Origin of the sequence: Streptomyces sp. NPDC048142 (genome assembly GCF_043202835.1) — a bacterium.
GTDB lineage: Bacteria > Actinomycetota > Actinomycetes > Streptomycetales > Streptomycetaceae > Streptomyces.
The window spans coordinates 156,355-182,517 of the sequence record NZ_JBIDBC010000003.1 but is presented as its reverse complement, the minus strand read 5'-3'; the positions used below and the strand labels follow the sequence as shown (position 1 = coordinate 182,517).

General features: G+C 72.9%; 20 protein-coding genes. 12 read left to right on the top strand and 8 right to left on the bottom strand.

What is annotated here, in order from left to right; all coding sequences use genetic code 11:
* Positions 1-2 precede the first annotated feature (2 nt).
* On the top strand, positions 3-731 hold the full coding sequence (locus ACGF2Y_RS05710) for a 4'-phosphopantetheinyl transferase family protein (protein ID WP_392943430.1): 729 nt from the start codon (positions 3-5) through the stop codon (positions 729-731).
* Here the strand turns inward: ACGF2Y_RS05710 and ACGF2Y_RS05705 are convergent.
* Positions 697-1,308, bottom strand: a complete 612-nt coding sequence (locus tag ACGF2Y_RS05705; RefSeq protein ID WP_392943681.1) for a TetR family transcriptional regulator — start codon at positions 1,306-1,308, stop codon at positions 697-699. The genes ACGF2Y_RS05710 and ACGF2Y_RS05705 overlap by 35 nt on opposite strands.
* Positions 1,309-1,586: 278 nt before the next feature.
* Here ACGF2Y_RS05705 and ACGF2Y_RS05700 point away from each other — a divergent pair, with 278 nt between their 5' ends.
* The 3 genes from ACGF2Y_RS05700 to ACGF2Y_RS05690 all read left to right on the top strand — a co-directional run bounded on the left by ACGF2Y_RS05700 (position 1,587) and on the right by ACGF2Y_RS05690 (position 4,772).
* Entirely contained in the window at positions 1,587-2,900 is a 1,314-nt protein-coding gene (locus ACGF2Y_RS05700) for a glycosyltransferase family 4 protein (RefSeq protein ID WP_392943429.1), read from the top strand.
* Positions 2,901-2,970: 70 nt separating this feature from the next.
* Positions 2,971-3,702, top strand: coding sequence for a class I SAM-dependent methyltransferase (locus ACGF2Y_RS05695; RefSeq protein WP_392943428.1), 732 nt, complete (start codon positions 2,971-2,973; stop codon positions 3,700-3,702).
* A complete protein-coding gene (locus ACGF2Y_RS05690; RefSeq protein ID WP_392943427.1) occupies positions 3,699-4,772 on the top strand; it encodes a prenyltransferase in 1,074 nt (357 codons plus the stop codon). The genes ACGF2Y_RS05695 and ACGF2Y_RS05690 overlap by 4 nt, the downstream gene beginning before the upstream one ends.
* Positions 4,773-4,856: 84 nt before the next feature.
* On the opposite strand, the gene ACGF2Y_RS05685 is transcribed toward ACGF2Y_RS05690, so the two are convergent.
* Together ACGF2Y_RS05685 and ACGF2Y_RS05680 are read right to left on the bottom strand one after the other, a co-directional pair.
* Positions 4,857-5,312: a hypothetical protein gene (locus tag ACGF2Y_RS05685; RefSeq protein ID WP_392943426.1), complete on the bottom strand. Its 456-nt coding sequence runs from the start codon at positions 5,310-5,312 to the stop codon at positions 4,857-4,859.
* A complete protein-coding gene (locus ACGF2Y_RS05680) occupies positions 5,312-8,902 on the bottom strand; it encodes a polymorphic toxin type 17 domain-containing protein (RefSeq protein ID WP_392943425.1) in 3,591 nt (1,196 codons plus the stop codon). Before ACGF2Y_RS05680 ends, ACGF2Y_RS05685 begins: the two co-directional genes overlap by 1 nt.
* 504 nt (positions 8,903-9,406) lie before the next feature.
* Between ACGF2Y_RS05680 and ACGF2Y_RS05675 the strand changes: the two genes are divergently transcribed.
* Together ACGF2Y_RS05675 and ACGF2Y_RS05670 are read left to right on the top strand one after the other, a co-directional pair.
* Positions 9,407-9,904: a hypothetical protein gene (locus ACGF2Y_RS05675; RefSeq protein WP_392943424.1), complete on the top strand. Its 498-nt coding sequence runs from the start codon at positions 9,407-9,409 to the stop codon at positions 9,902-9,904.
* A gap of 276 nt (positions 9,905-10,180) precedes the next feature.
* Positions 10,181-10,960: a maleylpyruvate isomerase family mycothiol-dependent enzyme gene (locus tag ACGF2Y_RS05670; protein WP_392943423.1), complete on the top strand. Its 780-nt coding sequence runs from the start codon at positions 10,181-10,183 to the stop codon at positions 10,958-10,960.
* A gap of 482 nt (positions 10,961-11,442) precedes the next feature.
* Here the strand turns inward: ACGF2Y_RS05670 and ACGF2Y_RS05665 are convergent, their stop codons facing one another.
* From ACGF2Y_RS05665 to ACGF2Y_RS05650, 4 genes are all read right to left on the bottom strand, one after another.
* The gene (locus ACGF2Y_RS05665; RefSeq protein WP_392943422.1) at positions 11,443-12,453 is read right to left on the bottom strand and encodes an LLM class F420-dependent oxidoreductase; all 1,011 of its coding nucleotides are present in this window, start codon (positions 12,451-12,453) and stop codon (positions 11,443-11,445) included.
* A 115-nt stretch (positions 12,454-12,568) separates the two neighbouring features.
* Entirely contained in the window at positions 12,569-13,429 is an 861-nt protein-coding gene (locus ACGF2Y_RS05660; protein WP_392943421.1) for a hypothetical protein, read from the bottom strand.
* A 176-nt stretch (positions 13,430-13,605) separates the two neighbouring features.
* Positions 13,606-14,559 carry an N-acetylmuramoyl-L-alanine amidase gene (locus tag ACGF2Y_RS05655; protein WP_392943420.1) on the bottom strand — a complete coding sequence of 318 codons (954 nt, stop codon included), beginning with the start codon at positions 14,557-14,559 and terminating at the stop codon, positions 13,606-13,608.
* A 34-nt stretch (positions 14,560-14,593) separates the two neighbouring features.
* Positions 14,594-15,181 carry a class I SAM-dependent methyltransferase gene (locus ACGF2Y_RS05650; protein WP_392943679.1) on the bottom strand — a complete coding sequence of 196 codons (588 nt, stop codon included), beginning with the start codon at positions 15,179-15,181 and terminating at the stop codon, positions 14,594-14,596.
* Between the two features lie 401 nt (positions 15,182-15,582).
* Here ACGF2Y_RS05650 and ACGF2Y_RS05645 point away from each other — a divergent pair, with 401 nt between their 5' ends.
* The 6 genes from ACGF2Y_RS05645 to ACGF2Y_RS05620 all read left to right on the top strand — a co-directional run bounded on the left by ACGF2Y_RS05645 (position 15,583) and on the right by ACGF2Y_RS05620 (position 24,093).
* Complete coding sequence (locus ACGF2Y_RS05645; protein WP_392943419.1) at positions 15,583-17,901, top strand: acyl-CoA dehydrogenase; 2,319 nt, start codon at positions 15,583-15,585, stop codon at positions 17,899-17,901.
* A gap of 71 nt (positions 17,902-17,972) precedes the next feature.
* Complete coding sequence (locus ACGF2Y_RS05640) at positions 17,973-19,166, top strand: lipid-transfer protein (protein WP_392943418.1); 1,194 nt, start codon at positions 17,973-17,975, stop codon at positions 19,164-19,166.
* A gap of 203 nt (positions 19,167-19,369) precedes the next feature.
* Positions 19,370-20,827, top strand: a complete 1,458-nt coding sequence (locus tag ACGF2Y_RS05635) for an MFS transporter (RefSeq protein ID WP_392943417.1) — start codon at positions 19,370-19,372, stop codon at positions 20,825-20,827.
* A 276-nt stretch (positions 20,828-21,103) separates the two neighbouring features.
* Positions 21,104-21,958, top strand: a complete 855-nt coding sequence (locus tag ACGF2Y_RS05630; protein WP_392943416.1) for a MaoC/PaaZ C-terminal domain-containing protein — start codon at positions 21,104-21,106, stop codon at positions 21,956-21,958.
* 76 nt (positions 21,959-22,034) lie between these two features.
* A complete protein-coding gene (locus tag ACGF2Y_RS05625; protein WP_392943415.1) occupies positions 22,035-23,111 on the top strand; it encodes a Zn-dependent alcohol dehydrogenase in 1,077 nt (358 codons plus the stop codon).
* Between the two features lie 34 nt (positions 23,112-23,145).
* Positions 23,146-24,093, top strand: coding sequence for a 3-oxoacyl-ACP reductase (locus ACGF2Y_RS05620; protein WP_392943414.1), 948 nt, complete (start codon positions 23,146-23,148; stop codon positions 24,091-24,093).
* Positions 24,094-24,684: 591 nt separating this feature from the next.
* Here the strand turns inward: ACGF2Y_RS05620 and ACGF2Y_RS05615 are convergent.
* A complete protein-coding gene (locus ACGF2Y_RS05615; protein WP_392943413.1) occupies positions 24,685-26,043 on the bottom strand; it encodes a hypothetical protein in 1,359 nt (452 codons plus the stop codon).
* Positions 26,044-26,163 lie beyond the last annotated feature (120 nt).

Sequence of the window (26,163 nt, the reverse complement as noted above, 5' to 3'; positions counted from 1 at the left end):
CGATGACCCGTCTCCCGCCGCCGCACCTCCCGCGGCCGCGTCCCCTCCCGTCGTGCCTGCCGCCCCCGTACGGGAAGGGTGACGCGGCGTACGACGAGGCCGCGGCCGCCGTCGCGGTGGTGGCCACCACCGCCGAGGTGCTGGCGCACCCGGAGCTGGACGAGGACATGCTCGCCCCGTGGGAGCGGCGCCGGCTCGCGGGGATCCGGGTGCCCGGCCGGCGCGACGATGTCGTGGCGGCCCGGCTGCTGCTGCGGCTGTGCGCCTCCCGGGTCACCGGGCGGCCGCCGCGGGAGGTGGAGCCCGCCCAGCGCTGCCCCGGGTGCGGGCAGGACGGGCACGGGCGGCCGTATCTCCCGGACCGACCCGGGCTGGGCGCCGCCTTCAGTCACGCCGACGGGCTGGCCGCGGCGGCGGTCGGACCCGGCCCGGTCGGTATCGACGTGGAGCCCCTGACGCGTCGGCCGGGATCCGTGAGCGTACTGCGGCGGCTGCTGTCGGAGGCCGAGGTGGACGCCGCCCGCGCAGCGCCGGACCCCGGTCCGGCGCTGCTGCGGTTGTGGGTCCGCAGGGAGGCGCTGTTCAAGGCCGGGCGGGACGACGTCCGGCTGACCGAGTGGACGGACCACCGCCGCGCGGCCGTGGTGGCACTCGCGGGCGCGGGCCCCTGGCGGGATGCCGGCCCGGCGCCGCCCCTCAGCCCCGCCCCGGCTCCGCCGTCAGGTCGATGAGGCGGCAGACCGTCTCGATGTCGATCTTGACCTGGGCGATCGAGGCCCGCCCCGACAGCCAGGTGATCAGCGCCGAGTGCCAGGTGTGCTCGATGACCCGGACCGCGGAGAGCTGCTCCGGGGTCGGGTGCTCCAGGCCCATCGCGTCCAGGATGATCGCCGTGGTGAGCCGGGAGACGGTGTCCACCTCGGGGCTCACGCTGCGGTCCGCGAAGGTGAGGGCGCGGACCATGGCGTCCGCGAGGTGCGGTTCGCGCTGGAGGGCGCGGAAGGCGCGCATCAGCGTCTCGGCCACCCGCTGGGCCGCGTCGTCGCCGGCCGGCGGGCGCTTGCGGAGCGTGGTGTGCAGATGCTGGAGCTGGTCCTGCATGGTCGCGACCAGCAGATGGATCTTGGACGGGAAGTAGCGGTAGAGGGTGCCCAGTGCGACGCCGGCGGCCTCGGCCACCTCCCGCATCTGCACCGCCTCGAACCCGCCCCGGCCGGCCAGCTGGGCGCTGGCGTGCAGGATGCGGCGGCGACGGGCCTCCTGGCGTTCGGTCAGCGCAGGCGCTGCCGGTCTGGCGTCCGCGGTCATGCTGTCCCCGATCCACGATCCGTGATCCATGGCTTGATCCCGCACCCGGCGGACGAAGCGGCCCGGCCGGGCGCGCACAGCATGCCAGGGCGTCCGTCGTGGCGCGAATCACCTGATCCGGCCGTCGCGCCGTCGCTACCTGCCGGTAGATTCGATGCACGCCGAACGATCAAGTCTGCAACGTGTTCTAGAGCTTGTTCCAGCAAGTCTGAAACTTGTTCTAGATTAGCGCGACCGGTTACGCTCCGGCGAACACAGCAGTCAGAAGGGGGCCGAGTGTGACCGCTGAGGCCATAGAGACAGGCTCCCGCACGGGCGACGGCGGCTTTGCCGGGACCGGCGACCGGCCGTTGCGCATCGCGCTTCTCACGTACAAGGGCAATCCGTTCTGCGGTGGCCAGGGCGTGTACGTCCGCCACCTAGGCCGGGAGCTCGCCCGCCTCGGCCACAGCGTCGAGGTCATCGGGGCGCAGCCCTACCCGGTGCTCGACGAGGGCGTCCCGCTCACCGAGCTGCCCAGCCTCGACCTCTACCGCCAGCCCGATCCCTTCCGTACCCCCAAGCGCGGCGAGTACCGCGACTGGATCGACCTGGCCGAGGTCGCCACGATGTGGACCGGCGGCTTCCCCGAACCGCTCACCTTCAGTCTGCGCGCCCGCCGCCACCTGCTGGCCCGGCGTGGCGAGTTCGATGTCGTCCATGACAACCAGACCCTTGGTTACGGGCTCCTCGGCGAGCTCGGGGCCCCGCTCGTGACGACGATCCACCACCCCATCACCGTGGACCGCAGGCTCGACCTGGAAGCCGCGGCCGGCCGCCGCCGACGCGCCTCCGTACGCCGCTGGTACGCCTTCACCCGGATGCAGAAGCGGGTCGCCCGCAAACTGGACACCGTCCTCACCGTCTCCGGCTCCTCCCGCGACGAGATCGTCGAGGACCTCGGCGTACGCGCGGACCGGATCAGCGTCGTCCACATCGGCGCCGACACCGACCTGTGGTCACCCGACCCCTCCGTCGCCGAGGTGCCGGGGCGCATCGTCACCACCTCCAGCGCCGACGTCCCGCTCAAGGGCCTCGTCCACCTCGTCGACGCGCTCGCCAAGCTCCGTACCGAGAACCCCGCCGCCCACCTCGTCGTCGTCGGCAAGCGCGCCGAGAACGGGCCGGTCGCCCGCGCGATCGAGCGGCACGGGCTCACCGAAGCCGTCGAGTTCGTCAAGGGCATCAGCGACGCCGAACTGGTCGACCTCGTGCGCGGCGCCCAGGTCTCCTGCGTGCCCTCGCTGTACGAGGGGTTCTCGCTGCCCGCCGCCGAGGCCATGGCCACCGGCACCCCCCTGGTCGCCACCACCGGCGGCGCGATCCCCGAGGTCTCCGGCCGCGACGGGGAGACCTGCCTCGCCGTGCCGCCCGGCGACGCGGACGCGCTGGCCGGGGCGCTGGCCCGGCTGCTGGCCGATCCGGAGCTGCGGGTCCGGCTCGGCGCGGCGGGCCGGGCGCGGGTGCTGGCCAACTTCACCTGGGCCAGGGCGGCCGCCGGAACCGCCGAGCTGTACCGTCAGGCGATCACCGCCCGCGGAGTCCGCGGGTGACCGCGCGCCCCCGGGCGACCGCGGATCCGATCGTCGCAACCCGTACCTCCGACCTCGAAGGCAGGCCCCCGTGCTGACCGTCGACTTCACCCGCTTCCCGCTCGCCGCCGGCGACCGAGTGCTCGACCTGGGCTGCGGTGCCGGCCGGCATGCCTTCGAGTGCTACCGGCGCGGTGCGCAGGTCGTCGCCCTGGACCAGAACGGCGAGGAGATCCGCGAGGTCGCCAAGTGGTTCGCCGCGATGAAGGAGGCCGGGGAGGCCCCCGAGGGCGCCACCGCCACCGCGATGGAGGGCGACGCCCTCAACCTTCCCTTCCCCGACGACTCCTTCGACGTCGTGATCATCTCCGAGGTCATGGAGCACATCCCGGACGACAAGGGCGTCCTCGCCGAGATGGTCCGGGTGCTCAGGCCGGGCGGCCGGATAGCCATCACCGTCCCGCGCTACGGCCCCGAGAAGGTCTGCTGGACCCTCTCCGACGCCTACCACGAGGTCGAGGGCGGCCACATCCGCATCTACAAGGCCGACCAGCTCCTCGCCCGGATCCGCGAGGCCGGACTCAAGCCGTACGGCACCCACCACGCCCACGCTCTGCACTCGCCGTACTGGTGGCTCAAATGCGCCTTCGGCGTGGACAACGACCGGGCGCTGCCGGTGCGGGCGTACCACAAGCTGCTGGTCTGGGACATCATGAAGAAGCCGCTCGCCACCCGGGTCGCCGAGCAGCTCCTCAACCCGGTCGTCGGCAAGAGCTTCGTCGCCTACGCCACCAAGCCGCACCTTCCGAAGGCTGAGGCGTGAGCACCCCCGAACGGACCGAACACCTTGTTCTGCCAGGCGTCCTGACGGCGGCTCAGGCCGCCCGTACGGTCGCCGCGCTCGCCGCCGTACAGCGGGAGGACGGGGCGCTGCCCTGGTTCCGGGGCCATCACCTCGACCCGTGGGACCACACCGAGGCCGCGATGGCCCTGGACGCGGCCGGCGAGCACGAGGCCGCCGCCCGCGCCTACGACTGGCTCGCCCGCAACCAGAACGCCGACGGCTCCTGGTACGCCGCCTACCACGACGGTGACCCCCAGCAGCCGACGGACCGGAGCCTGGAGAGCAACTTCTGCGCGTACGTGGCAGTCGGCGTCTGGCACCACTACCTGGCCACCGGCGACGACGCGTTCGTCGACCGGATGTGGCCCACGGTCTTCGCGGCCGTCGAATTCGTCCTCGGGCTCCAGCAGCCCGGCGGGCAGATCGGCTGGAAGCGGGAGCCCGACGGCACACCCGTCAACGACGCGCTGCTGACCGGCTCCTCCTCGGTCCACCAGGCGCTGCGCTGTGCGCTGGCCATCGCCGAGCGCCGCGAGGAGCCGCAGCCCGACTGGGAGCTGGCGACCGGCGCGCTGGCCCACGCGATCCGCAGCCACCCCGAGCGCTTCCTCGACAAGAACCGCTACTCGATGGACTGGTACTACCCGGTCCTCGGCGGCGCGGTCACCGGCGCCGAGGCCACCGCCCGCATCCAGGAGGGCTGGGACCGCTTCGTCGTCCCCGGCCTCGGGGTGCGCTGCGTGCTGCCCAACCCCTGGGTGACCGGCGGCGAGAGCTGCGAACTCGCCCTGGCCCTCTGGGTGACGGGGGAGTCGGACCGGGCGCTGGAGATCCTCCAGTCCGTCCAGCACCTGCGCGCCGAGGGCGGGCTGTACTGGACGGGTTACGTCTTCGAGGGCAACCAGGCCTTCTGGCCCGCGGAACTCACCACCTGGACGGCGGGTTCCCTGCTGCTGGCGGTGGCCGCGCTCGGGGGCGACGAGGCGACCACCGCGGTGTTCGGGGGCGAGCGGCTGCCGGTCGGCCTGGAGCCGGACTGCTGCCGCTGAGCACGCGCTGACGCCGGCCACGACGGCCGAAGGCCGCCGCTCCCGAGAGGAGCGGCGGCCTTCGGTCTGTCCCTGGCGCCTGGGTCAGAGCAGGTCTTCGCCGGTGTCGTCGTAGACCGTCTCGTCGCCCTCCGGGCTCAGCGGGTCCGCGCCGGTCAGGGCGAGGACCAGATAGGCCCCGTAGGCCGAGCCGTCGTTCTCGTCCTTCACGTTCAGCACGCCACCAGCTCCGTCCTCGTCCACTTCGAACGCCGCTGGATCCAGGCCGAGCCGTCGCGCGAGCGCACCGACCGCGGTGAGCAGCCGCTCCCGTGCCGATCCGCCGTCCGTGGTCCTGTCCTCCGAGTGAGGAACAACCACGAGGAGGTCGGCCAGGAAGCCGCGGCGCACTCCGTCCGGATCGGCCGCCTCGAACGCTGCCGAGACCGGCCGGAGTTCGGAGACCAGCGGCAGCCAGGCGTGCAGCGCCGCCTCGGCGGTGCGCACCCGCTCCAGATGGAACCGGACGCGGAGGACCACGTCGTCAGGGGAGAACCGCATCAGTGGGTCACGTATCCCTTCTTCGAGATGTTGGCGTGGGAGTAGTCCTTCCCCTGATTCTTGCTGCCCGCGAATATCTCGAAGCCCTTGCCCTTCGGGATCTGGACGTCCCATTCGTCCTTGCCGTCCTTGGCACGGGTCCAGATGTTGCCGTACTTGTCCGGGAAGCCGCCGCCCCGGACCTGGGGCCGCTTGGGGTCCCAGTTCTTCGGCGGGATGTACGGGACCGGGCCGTCGGTGGGCAGGTCGTACTTCTTGGCCGTGGCGAGCCAGTTCTTGTTCTTGTAGGCCTTGCCCGAGTCGCCTGCCAGCTTGTTGATCTTCGCGAGCGCATCGCCGTACTGATTGGGCGAGAGGTGCTTCATGCTCTTGATCGCGTTGCCGACCCAGTCCAGGTCGCCGGCGTACTTGGAGAGGTGCTCGAACTTGTCGAGGTACTTCGCGAACTTCGCCGGCTTGGCGAGCGCGTCGCCGACGTACGGCACGAACGCGGCCAGCGAGAGGCCCGCGCCGACGTAGTCGCCCTGGAAGAGGCTGATCAGGCCGGACGAACCGTCACTGATCGGCGTCGGGTCGAACATGCCGGTGATGTCGAGGACCAGCTTGGCCTTGTCGGCGGCCGTCAGACCGCCCTCGCCCACCAGATCCTCCTCCGACGCCGGATAGTCCTTCTCGCCGTCGCCCTCGACAGGGCTCGCCTGTTCGCCCTGCTCCTCCAGCTCCTCGATGAGCTTGTCCAGAGCCGACCTCAGCGCTTCGCCTGCCGCCTTGGCGGCCTCGGCCGCGCTCTCGCCCGCCGCCGCCGCGGAGGCAGCGGCCGCGGCCGCCTGACCGTAGGCGTAGTCGGCGGAAGCCGCCGCGCGGGACGCCGAGGCGGCCGCCTGGTGTGCGGACTCGCCCGCTTCCGCCGCCGCCTGGTTCGCGACGGCCGCGGCGGATCTGGCCCGGTCGGCGGAGGCACGGGCCCGCTCGGCCGAGGCTTCCGCCTGGTCGGCGGACTTGGCGGCGTCCGAGGCGAAACCGGCGGCCTTGGCCGCGGATGCCTTCGCGGCCTTGGCGTGACCGGCCGCTTCGGTGGCCGCGTTGCGCGCCTTGGCCGCCGCTTCGGCCGCACGGGACGCGTCCTGGTTGGCGGTGGCCGCCGCACGCGCGCCCTCGGCGATCAGCTTCTGCACACCGGCCACGTGCGTGGCCCGCTCGAAGTCCTGCTGCGCGGTCCGGTACTGGACGGTGCCCACGAAGTCGCGCAGCATCCGGGCCGGACCGGCGAGTGCCACCTGGGCCGCGGCCTTGGTCTGCGGGCCGCCGGTCTGGAGGATCTTCAGGGCCTCCACCCGGTCGTCCTCCTCGCGGGCGGTGTACTGGCCCTTCTCCAGGAACGCCAGCAGCGCCGCGGTGGTGCCCGTGTCGATGGCGGTACTCGCGGCCCGCTTGACTCCGCTGCCGCCGTCCTTCGCCATCTTCAGGACCTTGACGCGGTAGTCGTCGGCCTGGACGGTGTGCTGACCCGTGACCAGGAAGCGCACCACATCGGCATGCGACCCGGCCAGCGCCTGTTCGGCGGCGGCCTTGAGCGCGGACGAGCCGTTCTCCTTGAGGTGCTGGACCTGGGCCCGGTCATCCTGCTCGACGGCGATGGCGTAGCCGGTGCGGATCCACTCCTGGACGTCGGCGTCGGTGCCGGTCAGCGCCGCCTCGGCGGCCTTCTGGGACCAGGGGCCCCCGTCGGTCAGGATGTGGAACGCGGCGGCCCGGCCCTTGGCCGCGACGGCCGCGGGCTCGGCGCCGTCGGCTCCGGCGGCCGCGAGCAGTTCCTTGGTCTCGGCGTTGCGCCGGTCCGCCTCGGCCACCGCGTCCGATTCCTTGGCCGCGGCGTTGTCCTCCCGCTTCTTGATCTCCTCGGCGACCTGGACGGAGTTGTCCAGGTCGTTCTTCAGCCGTGCGGCCTCCGCCTCACGTGCGGTCGCCTCCACCGTGCGTGCTGTGGCGACCGCGTCGGTGGCCACCTTGGCCGCGGCGATGGCCGCGTTCGCGTGCTTGGTGGACTGGTTGGCGTAGTCCTTCGACTGGCCCGCGTACTTCACGGCCTCTTCGGCCGCCTTGGCTGCGGCCTCCGCGTGGTTCGCTGCGGCATTGGCGGCGGTACGGGACTCACGGGCGGCGGTGGCGGCCTTGTTGGCCAGGCTCTCCGCGCTGTTGGCGGCGCCGGTCGCGACCGCGGCCGCGCGGCGGGCACGGGCCGCTGCTTCGGCCGCGCGCCGGGACTCGGCCGCCGCGACGTTCGACTGGGCTCCGGCCTCGGCGGCCGCGGTGGCCGCCGCTGCGGCGTTCCGTCCGGCACTGGCCGCGGCCTGCGCGGAGTTGATCGACTCGATCACGGCGGTCAGCGCCTGGAGCACGGCGTCGGCCGCGCGGCGGGCGTCGGCCGCCGCGTCGCGTGCGGTCTTGGCCGCGGCGCTCGCCGCCGCGGCCTGGCCGGCGTCCTTGGACGCGGCGGTGGCGGAGTTGTAGGCGCGAGAGGCCGCCTGGCCGGCTGCTGCCGCTGCTGCGGCCGCAGCGGAAGCGGCCGCGGCGGCGGTGCGAGCGGCGGACGTCGCCTCGTTGGAGGCCCGGATCGCGGTGCTTGCCGCCGAGGCCGCGGCGTCGGCGGCGTCGGCGGCGCGGCCGGCGGCCTTGGACGCACGGGCAGCGTCCGCCTGGGCGGCGGCCGTCTCCCTCGCGGCCTTCTCGGCCGCGTCCTTGGCGCGCGCCGCGGCGGCGACGGCCTTGGCCGAGGTCTCCTTGGCCTTCGCCGTCTCTGCCTTCGACTTCTGACCCGCCCGCTTGGCCAGTTCGGCCAGCGCCTTGACGGTCATCGTCTCCTGGTCGCGGGCACGGGCGGTGTACTGGCCGTTCTCGACGAACTCGTGGACGTCGAGGGCCGATCCGTTCAGCGCGGCCTGGCCGGCGGACTTCACCTGCGGTCCGCCGAGCTGAACGATGGTGAGGAGCTGTACGCGGTCGTCCTCTTCGCGGGCCGTGTATCGGCCTTCGGTGAGAAAGTTGGCCAACGCCTGTTCGGTATCGGCATTCAGAGCCTTTTGACCAGCGGTCCGAACCGCGCGGCCACCTTCGTTCATCACGCGCAGGACTTCGGCGCGCTGATCGTCCGTGTACGGCGCTTTCCAGCCATTCGCAAGGAACGCTTGGACGTCATCGGAGGTTCCGGACATCGCTTGCTGTGCCGCTCCGCGGACTCCCGCGCCGGCGGTGCTGAGCATCTTCAGCACGGCGAGCCGGTTGTCCTCCTCCAGTGCGGGCTGGAGACCGGACGTGAGGAAGGCGTGGATCTGTTCGTCGGTGCCGATGAGTGCCTTCGCGGCGGCTTCCCTGGTGGAGTCGCCGCCTTCCTTCCAGGCGCTCAGCACCTGCGCGCGCTCGCTCCGCGCAGCCTCCGCACCGCGCGGAAGGGGCCCGTCGTCGGCCGCGGCGGTCCCGAAGGCTCCGGCCACCAGCGCGAGTGTCGTGGCGCCCACCACCACGGCCCGCGCTATCGGTCCATCGGGTGACAGGGCCCGTCCGGCCCGGCTCACCCATCTGTCTGCGTGCATCTCTCCTCCTGATGTGCTTTGCCGAACAATTCACCCGCGACGCGTCTGTGGTGCGGCCCGCGCTCCGTATGCGGATGTCGAGCGAAGTGGTTGGTGACTCCGGGTCAGAAAGGGAACCCGGGCTGGAAAATGCCGCATATACCCGGTGGTCAAAGGGCGTGGGCGGTCGCGGTCGAATCCTATGCCTCATCCGAAGAGGTGAAACTCACGGATCGACGCAGGGCGGTTTTCCGTGAATGGTGTTGGATGCGACTCCTGCCCTGCCCCGGGGTGTCTGTCACGTCTTGGGTGGCGTTGGGCGTCGTTCGCCCGCGGTCCCGCGACCTCAATGGGACCTGCGTCCTCGACCGCGAGGATGATATGAATAATCGGCTCGGTATGTGAAGTTGACGTGCCGAGCGGACGTTACGTACCGAGGGGGCCTCGATTCAGTCGAGCGGTACACCGTTGTTCCTTCTCGTACGCGCCGTCTCCTTGGTTCGACTACGAGAGGCTGATGAAGCAATGAGAGCTCGTTCATTCATTTCCTGCGCACTGGCGGCGAGCGCCGTCACCGGAATCTTCCTGGCCGGGGCTCCCTTCGCCGGAGCCGAGCCCGGAGCCCCGGCCGCCGCAGCCGACGAGCTGCCGCCGGTGGCCGTGGAGGACTTCACCTACCCGGACGCGGACAAGATCTTCGCCGAGCAGGGCATCCGCCTCAAGCGCGGCGACGGGCACATCGTGCTCGCGGACTGCGCGTCCGCCACCGGGCTGGTCGAGGTCTGGTCCCGCGGCAACGGCAAGTTCTGCTTCAAGGTCACCGGCGCCAGCGGTTTCCTCTCGCTCGAACTCCCGCAGGTCTACGGGGTCAAGGGCAACGACTACAAGCTCCGGGTCGACATGGAGGTCGAGGGCGGAGAGGCCTCCTTCGACGTCGCCAAGAACACCTGGACGCCGGTCGGCGAGAGCGCGGACCCCGAGAGCCGTGACCACGCGCTTCTGGAGATCCACGCCACCAAGTGATTTCCGCTCCTCGCGCCGACGGGCGGGGATTTCCTGCCGCGGCTGTCTGGCCGTATCGGTGGGTTCCTGTTTCTTCGCGCTGTGGGGAGTCGGCCGATGTGAACGAAGGCGCGCCCGCACCGGGCAACCTTGATACGGGCTCCTGGGTTCCGACCGGCTCTACGTCGGCACCGGATCGGCCGACCGATGAGCGGGCCGGCCGGTCCTCCTCCCACCGCACGTGACCGGCGGAAAACCGGGTGATCAACCCGGGTTCCGCCGGTTAGGGTGCGCCGCATGACGCCTCTCTCCTACGACCGTTACTGCGACGAGATCCTGACCCAGACCGACGCCCTGCGCGCGGTACTGAAGGGCGCGGATCTCGGTGCGACCGTCCCCACGTGTCCCGACTGGACCCTGCGGGAGCTGGCCGTGCACGTCGGCGGTGCGCACCGCTGGGTCGGTGAGATCGTCCGGACCCACGCCGCCGACGACGTCCCCGAGGACCGGGTGCCCGGCTTCGAAGGGCCGGACGGCGAGGACCCGGCCGCGCTCGACGCCTGGCTCGCGGAAGGTGCTGCCGCCACCGTGGACGCGCTGCGGAAGGCGGGGCCGGACGCCGAGGTGTGGGCCTGGGCGTGGGAGCGGCGTACGGCGTTCTGGGCGCGGCGGATGACGCACGAGACGGCTGTGCACCGGGCGGACGCGGCGCTCGCTGCCCGCGTCCCGTACACGGTCGACGCCGACGTGGCCGCCGACACCATCGAGGAGTGGCTGCGCATCGTCTCCTTCTCCCAGGAGGACGGCGACCCGGAGGCGGCCGAACTGCGGGGCGGCGGGCGCTCGTTGCACCTGCATGCCACCGACGTACCCGGTGCGGAGTGGCTGATCGAGTTCGGTGAGGACCGCTTCACCTGGCGGCACGCGCACGGGAAGGCCACGGTCGCCCTGCGCGGGCCGCTCACCGATCTGATGCTCGTCTTCAACCGCCGCCTGGAGCCCACGAGTCAGCGGGTGGAGGTGCTGGGAGACGCGGCGCTGCTGGACTTCTGGCTGGACCGGTCCTCGTTCGGCTGAGCAGGGGAAGCAGGGGCGGCCCTTGGTGCCGCATCAGGCACTGTTCGCCCCGTTGTGAGCATCGTCCCGTTACTTCCTCACACGGTGCGGTGCATCGCCGCCGAGGCCGGTGCGGTCTCGCGGAAGCCGAACTAGCCGCCGTCGCCGATTATCCGCCCCATGCCGACCGGCTCGCCACCGTGCCGGATCTGGACCGCGTGCCAGCTGTTCGGCAGGCCCAGCACCGCGGCCTCACGGGGCATCGCGCTCAGTCCCGTCGCGGGACGCAGTCGCAGGTAGGTCTCGACCGTAGGCAGGTCGATGGACAGCTCGTAAGGATCAACCGAGATCTACATATATTACATACTAGGCATGTATTACATACTAGGTGGGTCCGATACCTGCTGCCCCGGCAGGCCCGGCCTCCTCGGGGCGGATCGTCGGGGCGGACGTCGCCCGATGCGGTCCCGAGGGCTGTCCCGCCAGGGATTGCGGGACAGCCCTCAGCTGTTCAGCTCCGCCAGGACCCGTAGCGTGTGCGGATCAGGGGCGGTGACCAGCAGATCCGTCACCGGGCCCGTGCGCCACAGCTCCAGCCGCTCCGCGATCCGGGCGCGCGGCCCGATCAGCGAGATCTCGTCGGCGAACGCGTCGGGCACCGCCCGTACCGCCTCCTCCCCGCGCCCCCGGAGGAACAGCTCCTGGATCCGCCGGGCCTCCTCCTCGAAGCCCATCCGGGCCATCAGGTCCGCGTGGAAGTTGCGGGCCGCGTGCCCCATCCCGCCGATGTAGAAGCCGAGCATCGCCTTCACCGGCAGCAGCCCCTCGGCCACGTCGTCGCAGACGTACGCGCGGGCCATCGGCGCGATCATGAAGTCGTCCCGGAGTCCGGCGAGCGAGGCTCCGTAGGCGTCCGCGCGCAGCGGCGACCAGTACAGCGGCAGCCAGCCGTCCGCGATGCGCACCGTCTGCGCGATGTTCTTCGGGCCCTCGGCGCCCAGCAGGACCGGGAGTGAGGCGCGCAGGGGGTGGGTGATCGGCTTCAGCGGCTTGCCCAGGCCGGTGGCGTCCGGGCCGGTGTACGGGTGGGAGTGGAAGCGGCCCGCCAGCTCGACCGGGGCCCGCCGCGCCAGGACCTGCCGGACCACCTCGACGTATTCGCGGGTCGCGGTCAACGGGCTGCTGGGGAACGGCCGCCCGTACCACCCCTCCACCACCTGCGGCCCGGACAGGCCGAGGCCGAGCAGCATCCGGCCGCCGGAGAGATGGTCCAGGGTCAGTGCGTGCATGGCCGTCGCGGTGGGCGTGCGGGCCGCCATCTGGGCGATGCCCGTCCCGAGCCGGATCCGCGAGGTGTGGGCGGCGATCCAGGTCAGCGGGGTGAAGGCGTCCGAGCCCCAGGCCTCCGCCGTCCACACCGAGTCGTAGCCGAGCCGCTCGGCCTGCTGGACCAGGGCGAGTTGGCCGGGATCCGGGCCGCGGCCCCAGTATCCGAGCGCGAGTCCGAGCCGCATTCCGTTCCCTCCGGCCATAATTGACGAAGCGTCAGGTGTGGGTGTGCGGTTTGGACTGTACGACAGCGGCCCCCCGCCCGGAAGGGCGAGGGGCCGCTGTCGTGTGCGTGCGGGATCAGCCGCGCTGGATGCCCGTGGTGTCCTGCAGGACACCACGACGGCCGTCCTGCGTCTGGGCGATGAGGCTCTGGCCGCGCTGCTCCACCGCGAGGTACCAGGTGCCCGGCGCCAGCTCGGCGATCGGGTTCGGCGCACCGTCCTCGCCGTACAGCGGGCGGGCCACCGGAACGGCGAACCAGAACGGGGTGAAGTCGCCCGCCGGGGCCGCGCCGCCCTGCGAAGGCTGCTGCGCCTGTGCCTGGGCCTGCTGCGCCTGCGCCGGGTCGGCCTGGGCGGGCTGGTCCTGCTGGGGGGCGCCGGGGTAGCCGTAACCCTGGCTCGGCTGGGCGCCGTACGGCTGCTGCTGCTGGGCGCCCGGGAAGCCGTAGCCCTGGCCGGGCTGCGCACCGTAGGGGGCCTGTCCGCCCTGCACGCCCTGCGCCGGGCCGGCCGGGCTGAGGAGCGGCGCCTTGAACGCGGGGATCAGCGGACCGGCGACCGTGGCGGCGGCGAGCGCGATGGTGGCCAGCAGGCCGAGGATCAGGCCGGCGCCGGCGTCGCTGACGTCGAGGATCGTCCAGAACGCGGTCCACAGCGCGAAGACGGTCAGCGCCACACCGAACTGGCCGACATCGAGCCCGGCGACCTTGCGGCCCGGCATGGCCCGCCCGAGGATCACCAGCGCCGCGCCGATGACACCGGCGAGGTAGATGCTCATCAGGAACGTCAGGGAGTCCCAGGCGTTCGAGCTGAACCGGGAGCAGTCGACGCCCTGCGGGCAGTCGTAGCCGGAGAGGTCGAGGAAAGAGGCGATGAACAGCACGACCGCTGCTCCGATCACCACGCCGTCGCCTCGAGTGAGGGATCGGATATTCACGTGAAGGTCCTTAGTCGGTCGTCTCGTCGGGGCGGTCGTCGCTGCCGCCGGTGCGGCGGGTGGGGCATGAAGCTCGGGAGCGGCTTCCCATCGTACGGATGAATCTATCGTCTGGCCGGGCGGGTTGCGCCCGAGCCCGGATCGTGAGCGGCCATCCCCCCAATATCACCGCAGAACTACCCCTTCAGGTAGCCGGTAATGCCGTCGGCCAGCCCCTGGGCCGCCTTCTGCCGCCAACTCGCGCTGGTGAGCAGGGCGGCGTCCTTCGGGTCACGCATATTGCCGCATTCGACGAACACCTTGGGCACGGTCGACAGATTCAGTCCGCCGAGATCATTACGCGTGTCCAGCCCGGTATTTCCGCCGATGTAATTGGAAGGCGCGCTTCCGGTCGTGCGGACGAAGTGTCCCGCGATCCTCGCGCCGAGATCGGCCGAACTCTTCACGATCTTCGAGGTGTCGGCCCCGCCGCCCTTCACCCGGGCGGGCAGGATCACATGGAAGCCCCGGTTGTCCACGGCTGATCCGTCGGCGTGCACCGAGACCACCGCGTCGGCCTTCGCCTCGTTCCCGATCCGGGCCCGCTCGTCGATGCACGGCCCGAACGGCCGGTCCGCGTCGTGTGTCAGGCGGACCCGGGCGCCCTTCGCCTCCAGCAGGGTGCGCAGCCGGTGGGACACGTCGAGGGTGAACCGGGCCTCCGCGTAACCGTCATCGGTGGACGTGCCGGTCGTATCGCACTCCTTGCGGCCGGTGCCGATATCGACCTGCTCGTTGATCTCCCGGGTGTGATCGCGGTTACGGGGGTTGTGCCCCGGGTCGATCACCACGGTCCGGCCGGTCAGCGGGCCCTTCGGCGGCGGTTTCGCGGAAGCGGATCCGGACGGTGGGGCCTCGGGGGATCCGGATGGCGTGGGCCGGACGGATCCGGCTGGTTCCGGCTGCCGGCCGGTCGGCGTCGGGGCCGTCCGGGACACGCCGCCGCCCGGCCGCGGCGAGGCCGCACCGGCCTCCCCGGCTTCCGGGCCGCCGCCGCATCCGGCGGCGGTCAGGCATACGGCGGCCAGCGCGGCGGCCGCGGGCAGGGGCCGGGCGCGGCGGGCGGTGGGAGGGCTGTCGTCGTACGGCACGCGGCGATGCTACCCATCCGGCTGTCCGGACGGCTCAGATCCCGGTCCCCGTGCGGCGCAGCACGCGCAGCGAGTCCGTCACCGACACCTCGGTGAACGCCCCGGAGGCCAGTGCGCGCTGATGGATCCGGTACGGGGCCTGCCCGCCGTCGGCCGGGTCGGGGAACACGTCGTGGATCGCCAGCAGCCCGCCCCCGGCGACGTGCGGGGCCCAGCCCTCGTAGTCGGCGTTCGCGTGCTCGTCGGTGTGCCCGCCGTCGATGAAGACGAGCCCGAGCGGCCCGCCCCACACGGCGGCGACCTGCGGGGACCGTCCGACGAGCGCCATCACGTGGTCCTCCAGGCCGGCCCGGCGCAGCGTGCGGCGGAACGTCGGCAGGGTGTCCATCAGTCCGACCTCCGGGTCCACCACGCTCGGGTCGTGGTACTCCCAGCCGGGCTGCTGCTCCTCGCTCCCCCGGTGGTGGTCGACGGTGAGCGCGGCCACCCCGGCGGCGCGCGCCGCGTCCGCGAGCAGGATCGCGGACCGTCCGCAGTACGTGCCCACCTCCAGCAGCGGCAGCCCGAGCGCACCGGCCTCGGTCGCGGCGGCGTACAGGGCGAGGCCCTCGTGGACCGGCATGAAGCCCTTGGCGGCCTCGAACGCGGCGAGGATCTCCGGCTCGGGTCCGGCGGCGGACGCGGAAGCGGAAACGGCGGCGGACTCGGCGGTCACGGGGGTTCCTCCAGGTGGGGCGGGGTGGCCCAGGGGCCTGTCGACGGCGACCCATCGTGCCGCACGGGCCGGCCGACGGCCTCGGCGGGGGCCATCGCGGGGGCCATCGCGGGGGCCAGGGTGGAGTCCGGAGCGGAGCCTGGGGTGAGGGCAGGGGTCCTTGCGCGCATGCAGGGTGAACGCTGCCCGGTGGCGGCCTGTTCCGGCCCGGATCCGGCTGTAACCTGACTCCCCGTCAGGCCTTCCGCCCAAGTGAAACGTGTTCTACTCTTGCGCCGTTCCAGTGGCTGCGACCGGCGGGGATTCGCATGGGCATCGGCACGGGTATCGGCATCACCGAAGAGCACCGCGCGCTGGCGCACTCCGTACGGGGGTGGCTGGCCCGCGCCGCGCCACCCGGCGAGGTGCGTGAACTCCTCGACGCGGGGAGCCCGGCCGCCCCCGGCGTACGCCCCGCCCACTGGGAGGCGCTCGCCGGGCAGGGGCTCGCCGGAGTCCATCTGCCCGAGGCGTACGGCGGTGGCGGCGGGGGCCTCCTCGACCTCGCCGTCGTCCTGGAGGAGGCCGCGTACGCCTCGCTGCCCGGCCCGTACCTCACGACCACGCTCGCCTCCGCCGTGCTCCACCGCGCGGTGGCCGCCGGGGCCGGGGCGCTGGGCGGCCCGCTCCGGGAGCTCGCCGCCGGGGACCGCACCGCCGCCGTCGCCCTCACCCCCGGCACCCTCACCGCCACCCCCGCCGAGGGCGGCCACCGGCTCGACGGCACCGTCCCGCCCGTCCTGACCGCCGGCGCGGCCGACCTGCTCCTGCTGCCCGCCGCCACACCCGACGGCGAGCGCTGGTTCCTCGTGGACGCCGGGGCCGAGGGGCTCACCGTGCGCCCGCACCGCAGCGTCGACCCGACCCGCCCCACCGCCGAGGTGCGCGCCGACGCCGTCCGCGTACCGGCGCACCGGGCCGTGCCGGTGGCCGATCCGGCGCTCGTCGGCGACCTGGCCGCCGTCCTCCTCGCCGCCGACGCCTGCGGGACCGCCGCCCGCAGCCTGGACACGGCCGTCGAACACGCCACCGTACGCGAGCAGTTCGGGCGGCCCATCGGGGCGTTCCAGGCGGTCAAGCACCTCTGCGCCGACATGCTCGTCCGCCTCGAACAGGCCCGCGCCCTCACCTGGGACGCCGCCCGCACCGCCGACGAAGCCGCCCGCGCCCCCGCTTGGGACGCCGCCGCCCGCGCCGCAGACGTGGCTGACGAGGCCGACGGCGTGGCCGGTTCCGGCGGCGAACGCGCCCGGCCCGACGGTCAGGGGCCAGGGGCGCGCGGGCTCGTCGCCGCGTTCGCCGCCGCCACCGCACCCGAGGCCGCGTACACCTGCGCCAAGGACGCCATCCAGATCCTCGGCGGCATCGGCTTCACCTGGGAGCACGACGCCCACCTCCAGCTGCGCCGGGCCGTCCTCGCCCGCCAGCTCCTCGGCGCGGCCGACCCGCACCGGCTGCGCGCCGTCCGCCTCGCCGCGACCGGAGCCCGCCGCGAACTCGCCCTGGAACTCCCCGCCGAGGCCGCCCGCCACCGCGCCGAGGCCCGCCCCCACCTCGCCGCCGCCCGGGGGCTGACACCGGCCGGGGCCCGCCGCGCCCTCGCCGCCACCGGCTACGCCGCCCCGCACCTCCCCGCCCCGTACGGGCTGGGCGCGGGCCCCGTACAACAGCTGGCGATCCAGCAGGAGCTGACGGACCAGGGCATCGCCCTCAGCGACCTGACCATCGCCACCTGGGTGGTGCCGTCCCTGATCGCGTACGGCACCGAGGAGCAGCGCGAGCGCTATCTGCCGGCCACCCTGCGCGGCGACCTCCAGTGGTGCCAGCTCTTCTCCGAACCCGACGCCGGATCCGACCTCGCCGGCCTGCGCACCCGCGCCGTACGGACCGACGAGGGGTGGCGGATCACCGGGCAGAAGGTCTGGACGAGCGCCGCCCGCACCGCCGACCACGGCATTCTGCTCGCCCGCACCGACCCGGACGCGCCCAGGCACCGCGGGCTCACCTACTTCCTGGTCGACATGAAGAGGGCCCGGGGCATCGGCATCCGCCCGCTGAAGGAGATCACCGGCGAGGCCCTCTTCAACGAGGTCCACTTCGACGACGTCCTGCTGCCCGCCGACTCCGTCGTCGGCGAGGTCGGCGGCGGCTGGCGGGTCGCCCGCAACACCCTCGGCAACGAACGCGTCCACATGGCCGACCGGATGACCTTCGACAGCGGGCTCGAAGCCCTGATCGCCCGCTCGGCCGGGCTGGACGACCCGGCCCGCAGCCGGATCGGCGCGCTCGCCGCCGAGGCCCACGCGCTCGCCTGCATCGGGCTGCGCACCACGCTCCAGCAGGTCTCCGGCCGCGAACCCGGCGCCGGAGCCTCCGTGCGCAAGCTCATCCAGACCGTCCACCAGCAGAAGGCCGCCGAACTCACCCTCGAACTCCTCGGCCCGGACGGCGCGGTGGACGAACCGGCGGCGGGGGAGCGGGCCCTCCACGGCTTCCTGATGTCCCGCTGCCTGACCATCGCGGGCGGCACCACCCAGATCCAGCTCAACGTCGTCGCCGAACGGATTCTCGGCCTCCCCCGGGACTGACCGCACAGGACAGCGGAACTGACCGCACAGGACTACTGGACTGACCACACAGGACAAGAGGGAGTCGGAAGATGAAGGCCTATATCGTCGGCGTGGGCATGACGAAGTTCGAGAAGCCCGAGACCCGCGACTGGCAGTACTGGGACATGGCCCGCGAGGCGGGCACCGCCGCACTCGACGACGCCGGAGTCCGCTACGACCAGGTCGACCAGGTCCCCGTCGGCTACTGCTTCCAGCCCTCCACCGCCGGACAACGGGCCGTCTACGAGCTGGGACTGACCGGTGTCCCCGTCTACAACGTCAACAACAACTGCGCCACCGGCTCCACCGCCCTGATGCTGGCCCGGCAGTTCGTCGAGGGCGGCGGCAGCGACTGCGTCCTCGCCCTCGGCTTCGAGAAGATGGCCCGCGGCTCGCTCGGCGGCGGCTCCCGAGGCGCCGACGACTTCGCGACCTCGCCCGTCGCCCGGCACTACGGGGTCATGGCCGCCGGCCACGGCTTCGCGATGTCCCCGCCCACCGCCCAGATCTTCGGCAACGCGGCCCGCGAGCACATGGAGCGGTACGGGACGACGCCCGCGCAGCTCGCTGCGGTCGGGGCCAAGAACCACCGGCACTCGGTGAACAATCCGTTCGCCCAGTTCCAGGACCCGTACACGGTCGAGGAGATCCTCACCGCCCGCACCGTCCACCGCCCCCTCACGAAACTCCAGTGCTCGCCCACCTCCGACGGGGCGGCGGCGGCCGTCGTCGTCTCCGAACGGTTCGCCGAGCGGCACGACCTGGGGGAGCGGGCCGTGGAGATCGCCGCCCAGGCCATGACCACCGACACCGGGGCCTCCTTCGCCTCCGGCAGCTGCATCGACGCGGTCGGCGCCCCGATGTCCCGGGCCGCCGCCCAGCAGGTCTACACGGCCTGCGGCCTCGGCCCCGACGATCTCGACGTCATCGAGCTGCACGACTGCTTCTCCGTCAACGAACTCCTCACCTACGAGGCGCTGGGCCTGTGCGGCGAGGGGGAGTCCGGCAAGCTCGTCGAGTCCGGGGCGACCACCTACGGCGGGCGGTGGGTCGTGAACCCGTCCGGCGGGCTGATCTCCAAGGGCCATCCGCTGGGCGCCACCGGCATCGCCCAGGCCGCCGAGCTGACCTGGCAGCTGCGCGGCGAGGCCGGAGCCCGCCAGGTCCCCGGCGCACGGACCGCCCTGGCCCACAACATCGGCCTCGGCGGAGCGGCGGTGGTCACGCTGCTGCGGCGCGGCTGAGACGGACGGGGCCGCCGCGAAGCCCCGGGGCGGCGGGGGCCTTTCGGTACGCGCGGTGTGCGTGCGGTACCTCGGTTACGGGGGGCGGGGGCCGGGGGTCGGGACCTGAGTCCGGGACCGGGGCCCGAGCCCGGATCCGGTACCCGGGCGGCCCGAGACCCGGATCCGGTACCCGATGTACGGGCCGGTCGCCGCCTGGGACCATGACCTTCATGCCCGACGTCTCCGCGCCCGTCTCCGCCCCGTCCGCCTCCTCCCGAATACGGCCCCGCACCTGGGCCGTCGTGCTCGCCGCCTGCACCGGCCAGTTCCTCGTCGTCCTCGACGTCTCCGTCGTCAACGTGGCGCTGCCCTCCATGCGGGCCGACCTGGGGCTGAGCGCTGGGGGGCTCCAGTGGGTCGTCAACGCGTACTCGATCGCGTTCGCCGGGTTCATGCTCCTGGGCGGGCGGGCCGCCGACATCTACGGGCGCAAGCTGATGTTCCTCGTCGGGCTCGGCGTCTTCACCGCCGCCTCCCTCGCCGGCGGCCTCGCCCAGGAGCCCTGGCAGCTCCTCGCCGCCCGTGCCGTGCAGGGCCTCGGGGCCGCCGTCCTCGCCCCCGCCACCCTCACCATCCTCACCGCGGCCGTGCCCGAAGGCCCGGCCCGGACGAAGGCGATCGGCACCTGGATGGCGGTCGGAGCGGGCGGCGGCGCGGCCGGCGGGCTCATCGGCGGGGTCCTCACCGACGCCCTCTCCTGGCGCTGGGTCCTCCTGATCAACGTGCCCATCGGCGCGCTCGTCCTGGCCGCCGCCGCCCTGCGGATCACCGAGGGCCGCGCGGGCGACCGCCGCCGCATCGACCTGCTGGGCGCGGTCCTCGTCACCGCGGGCCTCGCCGCCGTCGCGTACGGCATCGTCCAGACCGAGGCGGAGGGCTGGGCGGCCGCCGCCACCCTCGTGCCGCTGTTCTGCGGAGTCGCGCTGCTGGCCGCCTTCGTCCTGGTCGAGGCGCGCACCGCCGTGCCGCTGATCCCGCTGCGCGTGTTCTCCGTACGGGCGGTGTCCTCGGCCAACGTGTCGATGTTGCTCATGGGGTCGGCGACTTTCTCCATGTGGTACTTCATGACCGTGTACGCCCAGAACGTCCTGGGCTACACGCCGTTGCAGGCCGGTCTCGCGCTGATGCCGACCTCGGCCGCCGTCATCATCGGCTCCAAGCTGGCCCCCCGCCTCATGACGCGTACCGGGGCGAAGAGCCTCGCCGTCACCGGGGTCCTGATCACCGCCGCGGGCTTCGGCTGGCAGTCCACGATGGGCGTGGAGGGTTCCTACCTCACCGCGATCTGTCTGCCCGGCGTCCTGATGATGGCCGGGGCCGGTCTCGCCTCCACCCCGCTCGCCGCCCTCGCCACCTCCGGCACGGACGCGGGCGACGCCGGACTCGTCTCGGGCCTGGTCAACACCTCCCGCACCATGGGCGGTGCGCTGGGCCTCGCGGTGCTCTCCACGGTCGCCGCCGCACGCACCGCGGGTTCCGGGGACGCGGCCGAGGTCACCGCCGGTTACGCGCTGGCCTTCCGTACGGCGAGCGGGGTGCTGCTGGCCGGAGTGATCGTGATGCTGATCTGGCTGCCGAACCATCGCGGGCCGCGCCGTACGCCCAGCCGACCGGCGTAGCCGCACGCCCTGCCGCCCGGCGTCGGCGCACGCTCCGCCGCCCGGCGTGGCCGCTCGACGCGGCCGCAGGGATCTGACGCAACGTCAGCAGTCTTCCCAACTTCCGTGGCCTGCGTTATACATGGGCCATCGGCTAGAACGCGTTCTAGAAGGGGCGTGCCCTGCCGGTCCCCGCACGACCTCGGTGCGGCCGGCGGTGCGGACGGCCGCGCCGGGGTCTCCCCACCATCAAGGATCGTCAAGGAACACCAAGGACCATCAAGGAGCGGCTTCGTCATGCCCATTGATGCCCGGACGGCGCTGGCCGCCGAACCCCGCCGAGCCGAGATCGGCTGGGACCACAAGGACGTTCAGCTCTACCACCTGGGCCTCGGTGCGGGCAGCCCCGCCACCGACCCCGGCGAACTGCGCTACACCCTGGAGTCCCGGCTCCAGGTGCTGCCGAGCTTCGCCACCGTCGCGGGCGGGGGGACGGCCGCCTTCGGCGGTATGGGCGCGCAGGGGATCGACGTGGACCTCGCCGCCGTCCTGCACGGCGGGCAGTCCCTGCGCGTCCACCGCCCGATCCCGGTGACCGGCCGCGCCGTGCAGACCTCGAAGGTCGCCGCGGTGTACGACAAGGGCAAGGCCGCCGTCATCGTGCTGCGTACCGAGGCGGGCGACGACGACGGACCGCTGTGGACCAACGACGCCCAGATCTTCGTACGCGGCGAGGGCGGCTTCGGCGGCGAACGCGGTCCGTCCGACCGGCTCGCCCCGCCGGAGCGGGCCCCCGACCGCACGGTCGAGCGGACCGTCCGCGAGGACCAGGCGCTGCTCTACCGCCTCTCGGGGGACTGGAACCCGCTGCACGCCGACCCCGACTTCGCCGAGCTGGCCGGCTTCGACCGGCCGATCCTGCACGGACTGTGCACGTACGGCATGACCCTGAAGGCCGTCACCGACACTCTGCTGGACGGTGACGTCTCCCGTATCACCGCCTACCGCACCCGTTTCGCCGGCGTGGTCTTCCCCGGCGAGACCCTCCGCATCCGGATGTGGACCGGGGGCGGCCGCGTCCAGGTGACGGTCACCGCCGCCGAGCGGGACGACGCACCGGTGCTCGCCGACACGCTCGTCGAGCACTCCTGAACGCACACTCCTGAACGCACACCCCTGAACGTTCCAACACTCCGATGTAGATGACGATGTGAGGGGAGCCGTACCCATGCGCGCAGCCGTACTGCACGAGACAGGCCAGGAGAAGCTCGAAGTCCTCGACGACGTCGAGGCGGTGGGCTTCGGCCCCGGAAAGGTCAGGCTCCGCATCCGCGCCACCGGCCTCTGCCACTCCGACGTCTCCGCGATGAGCGGCGTCTTCCCGCAGCCCGCCCCCTTCGTCCCCGGCCACGAGGGCGCGGGCGAGGTCGTCGACGTCGGCGACGGAGTGACCGGCCTGAGCGTCGGCGACCGGGTCCTCGTCTGCTGGCTGCCCGCCTGCGGTGCCTGTCCGTCCTGCAAGCGCGGCCAGTCCCAGCTGTGCCTGGCGGGCTTCATGAACGCGGGCACCCCGAACTTCAGGCGCCCCGGCGGTGATGTCTTCGGCTTCGCGGGAACCGGCACCTTCACCGAGGAGGTCGTCGTCGGCGCGGGCGGCGCGGTGCCGATCCCCGACGACGTACCGTTCGAGATCGCCGCCCTGATCGGCTGCGGGGTCACCACCGGCCTCGGCGCGGCCATCAACACGGCGAAGGTGGAGGCCGGTTCGTCGGTCGCGGTGATCGGCTGCGGCGGCGTCGGCATCTCCGCGATCCAGGGTGCCCGGGTCCGGGGCGCGGCCCAGATCGTCGCCGTCGACCCGGTCGCCTCCCGCCGCGAGGCCGCCCTGCGCTTCGGCGCCACCGAGGCCGTCGCCCCCGACGGACTGGCCGACGCCGGACAGCGCATCACCGGCGGCGAGGGCTTCGACTACGTCTTCGAGGTCGTCGGAAAGTCCGCCACCGCCCGCACCGCCTACGAGAACACCCGGCGCGGCGGCACCCTGTGCGTCGTCGGGGCCGGGGCCATGGACGACAACTTCCAGCTCAACATGTTCGAGCTGTTCTTCGACGAGAAGCGCATCCTGCCCTCCATGTACGGCGGCGGGGACGTCCTGCGCTCCTACGAACGGACCATCGCACTCTGGCGGGCCGGCCGCATCGACCTGGAATCGATGATCACCCACCGGGTCCGGCTGGACGGAGTCAACGACGCCCTGGACCAGATGCGCACGGGCGAGTCGCTGCGTACCTGCATCGAACTCTGAACCCGGCACCCGACCAACGACGTTGAGGAATCCGATGTCACATCCCCTCCCGCTGGACGGACTGTCCGCGATCGTCACCGGCGCGGGCCGCGGCCTCGGCCGGGCCGAGGCCCTCGAACTGGCCCGCCTCGGCGCGGCCGTCGTCGTCAACGACTACGGGCAGCCCGGCCGTGACGGCTCCGGCGAGGCGTCCGCCGCCCCCGCCGAGGAGGTCGCCGCCGAGATCCGCGCGGCCGGCGGACAGGCCGTCGCCCACCTCGGCGACGTCTCCGACCACGAACAGGCCCGCACGCTCGTCGAGTTGGCCGTCACCGCCCACGGCCGGCTCGACATCCTGGTCAACAACGCGGGCATCCTGCGCGACCGGATGGTCTTCTCGATGACCGAGGAGGAATGGGACTCGGTCATCCGCGTCCACCTCAAGGGCCACTTCAACACCACGCACTTCGCCGCCGCCCACTGGCGCGCCCGCTCCAAGGCGACCGGCGGTCCGGTCTACGGGCGGATCGTCAACACCTCGTCGGAGGCGTTCCTCGCGGGCTCGGCGGGCCAGCCCAACTACGCGGCGGCCAAGGGCGGCATCGTCGGACTCACCACCTCCACCGCACTGGCTCTCGCCAAGTACGGCGTCACCGCCAACGCCATCTGCCCGCGCGCCCGGACCCGGATGACCGAGGACGTGTTCGCGGGCTTCGAGGAACCGGCGGACGGGGCCCTCGACCCGCTGGCCCCCGAGCATGTCTCCCCGCTCGTCGGCTATCTCGCCTCACCGGCGGCGGCCGGGGTCAACGGGCAGTTGCTCGTCGTCCACGGAGGCATGGTCGCCCTCGTCGAACGGCCCCGGGTGGCGGCCCGGTTCGACGCGGCGAAGGAGACCTTCACCTTCGCGGAGCTGGACCGGTTGCTCACCCCGTACTACGCGGAGCGGCCCCCGGGCGAGACCTTCGCCGCGGCCGAGGTCCTCGGCCTGAAGCGGGGGTAGCGGCGGCAGCGGGGGAGGGCCGCACGCGGTGAGGGCCCGGACCGGCTGTCCGCCGGTCCGGGCCCTCACGTCATGCTGTCGTGCGTCTGCTGCGCGGCTCAGGCCGCCCTGGACCCCTCTTCGGCCGGCCGGCGGTGGCGGCCGTGCGGCTGCACCGACGTGTTCTCCGCCGACGCACCCCCTCGGTGCTTTCCGGAACCGCCTGTTGCGCCCCCCTCGTCCGCCCCCGTCGGGCGCTGCTGGGTCGTGTCGGTTCGGGCTTCGGACATGTGGGAAGTCACCCCGTCGTGATCGCTTACCTGTGTCGCACCTGCGTGTGTCGCGAGCCCCGCCACCGCCATCCGACGCGGTCACCGTCGGCACCCGCCCGGTACGGCCGCGTAGCCCAGGCTTCCAGCTTAAGGGCTGTCCCGCTCATCCCGGCGGGCGCGCGACGACAGCTGCGGCACCTCGCCGCGCTGCCGCAGCATCCCCGGATCTCCGTATCGGAATATGCACGTACCTACCAGTACGCGAACAACGGGACGCTGCTCCTGGTGGATCGGCGCGCGGCGTCGGATGCGGGATCCACCAGGAGCGGCAGGCCGGCCCTCAGCCGGGCCGGGCGGCTCGGTGCAGAGGCGCCTGCCCCAACGGAACGGGCCTGCACACAGCAGGAGCGGTGACGGCGGCGGACGGTTGCGTTCCGCCCTCACCGCCATGCGTACAGCCGGTCGCGGGGGAGGGCTCCACGTCCTCCGGGGCGTCCAGCAGCGCCACGCCGCAGGGCGTCGCGCCGTTCGCGTACGGGAGACGCAGCACCCCGTCCCGGCTCCAGTAGCCGGCCCCCGGCACCCAGCCCAGCGGGGCCGCGAACTGGTGCAGCCGCCGGCCCGCCGGACGCCAGACGCCCACCCAGCTGCCCGCCGCCCCGTCGATCCGCAGCGCCACCGCGCAGCTCTCCGGCATCAGCATCTGACCCGGCTGTACGGCGAACGGCGTCACCGCCACGTCCGGGAGACGCAGGCACTCCGGGAACCTGACGGGCAGACAGCTCCCCAGCACCCCCCAGCCGAGCCGGTCGTGGCCCGGGGCGTCGGAGCGGAGCAGCAGCAGCCCGCTGTCGGCGTCCGCGAGCAGCAGCCGGTCGTTGCTCCCCGGCGCGATCTGGAGCAGCGGCGTCACCTCGGCCCCCCGCCCCAGGTCGACGGCGACCGCCTTGACCGGTCCGCCGCCCGGCGCCTGCCGGTCCAGCGCCAGTATCCGGCCGGACCGGTCCAGCCACACCCCACCCGAACAGCGCCCGGGAATCCGCGCGACCTCCTCGGGCCCGAACGCTCCGCCCGCCACCAGCCACAGCGACGAGTCGTGCTCGCCGGCCGACAGGGCGTACACGCACCGGCCGTCCGGTGACGGCGGCAGCAGGGTCATCCCGGCGCACTCGACCGCGCCCAGCAGGAGTTCGCCGGTCCCGGGCCCTGTCGGGTAGAGCAGCGAGAACATCTGCCGGTCCGCCACCCGCCGCCGGATCAGCACCCGCCCGTCGGCGAGCGGCGCCACCTGGGCGTCCGGCTCCTCGGGCTGGTCGAGGGGGAGGGGCACCGCGTACGGCTCCGGCCCGTCCAGCGTCCACCGCTCCGGATACCAGGCGCGCTCGCCCGGCGGGCCGGGAGCCGCGGTGAGCCGGGCGGCGTATGCCCCGTCCGCGGTGAGCGTGAAGCCGCCGGGACGCGGCGCGTCACCGGCCGACGACACGGGGCCGCGCGCGGCGCCCGACGCCTCCGGTTTCTCGTCCGGACCGGATCCGGGCAGGCCGGGAACGTCCGCCCCGGCGGACCCTCCGGGGCCGCCGAACCCTTCGATGCCGGGTTCTGCTCCGGGTTCCGCTTCAGGGTCCGCTCCGGGTTCGACTTCGGGGTCCGCCGTCGCGGCGGCCCCGGCGGATCCACCCTCGATGGCACAGGCAGTCATGGACTCGTCACCTCCGGCTACGAAAGCTAGGTTTCGCACTTCCAGCCGAACAACACGAGTCACCTCACTTCACACATAAGGGTGGCGATGTCTGGATTCTCCTGAGCTGAAAGGGGTGAG

Coding starts and splice junctions, on each gene's coding strand:
- ACGF2Y_RS05710 (WP_392943430.1), top strand. CDS start 3: ATGACCCGTCTCCCGCCGCCGCACCTCCCGCGGCCGCGTCCCCTCCCG.
- ACGF2Y_RS05705 (WP_392943681.1), bottom strand. CDS start 1,308: ATGACCGCGGACGCCAGACCGGCAGCGCCTGCGCTGACCGAACGCCAG.
- ACGF2Y_RS05685 (WP_392943426.1), bottom strand. CDS start 5,312: ATGCGGTTCTCCCCTGACGACGTGGTCCTCCGCGTCCGGTTCCATCTG.
- ACGF2Y_RS05680 (WP_392943425.1), bottom strand. CDS start 8,902: ATGCACGCAGACAGATGGGTGAGCCGGGCCGGACGGGCCCTGTCACCC.
- ACGF2Y_RS05675 (WP_392943424.1), top strand. CDS start 9,407: ATGAGAGCTCGTTCATTCATTTCCTGCGCACTGGCGGCGAGCGCCGTC.
- ACGF2Y_RS05670 (WP_392943423.1), top strand. CDS start 10,181: ATGACGCCTCTCTCCTACGACCGTTACTGCGACGAGATCCTGACCCAG.
- ACGF2Y_RS05665 (WP_392943422.1), bottom strand. CDS start 12,453: ATGCGGCTCGGACTCGCGCTCGGATACTGGGGCCGCGGCCCGGATCCC.
- ACGF2Y_RS05650 (WP_392943679.1), bottom strand. CDS start 15,181: ATGCCGGTCCACGAGGGCCTCGCCCTGTACGCCGCCGCGACCGAGGCC.
- ACGF2Y_RS05645 (WP_392943419.1), top strand. CDS start 15,583: ATGGGCATCGGCACGGGTATCGGCATCACCGAAGAGCACCGCGCGCTG.
- ACGF2Y_RS05640 (WP_392943418.1), top strand. CDS start 17,973: ATGAAGGCCTATATCGTCGGCGTGGGCATGACGAAGTTCGAGAAGCCC.
- ACGF2Y_RS05635 (WP_392943417.1), top strand. CDS start 19,370: ATGACCTTCATGCCCGACGTCTCCGCGCCCGTCTCCGCCCCGTCCGCC.
- ACGF2Y_RS05630 (WP_392943416.1), top strand. CDS start 21,104: ATGCCCATTGATGCCCGGACGGCGCTGGCCGCCGAACCCCGCCGAGCC.
- ACGF2Y_RS05625 (WP_392943415.1), top strand. CDS start 22,035: ATGCGCGCAGCCGTACTGCACGAGACAGGCCAGGAGAAGCTCGAAGTC.
- ACGF2Y_RS05620 (WP_392943414.1), top strand. CDS start 23,146: ATGTCACATCCCCTCCCGCTGGACGGACTGTCCGCGATCGTCACCGGC.
- ACGF2Y_RS05615 (WP_392943413.1), bottom strand. CDS start 26,043: ATGACTGCCTGTGCCATCGAGGGTGGATCCGCCGGGGCCGCCGCGACG.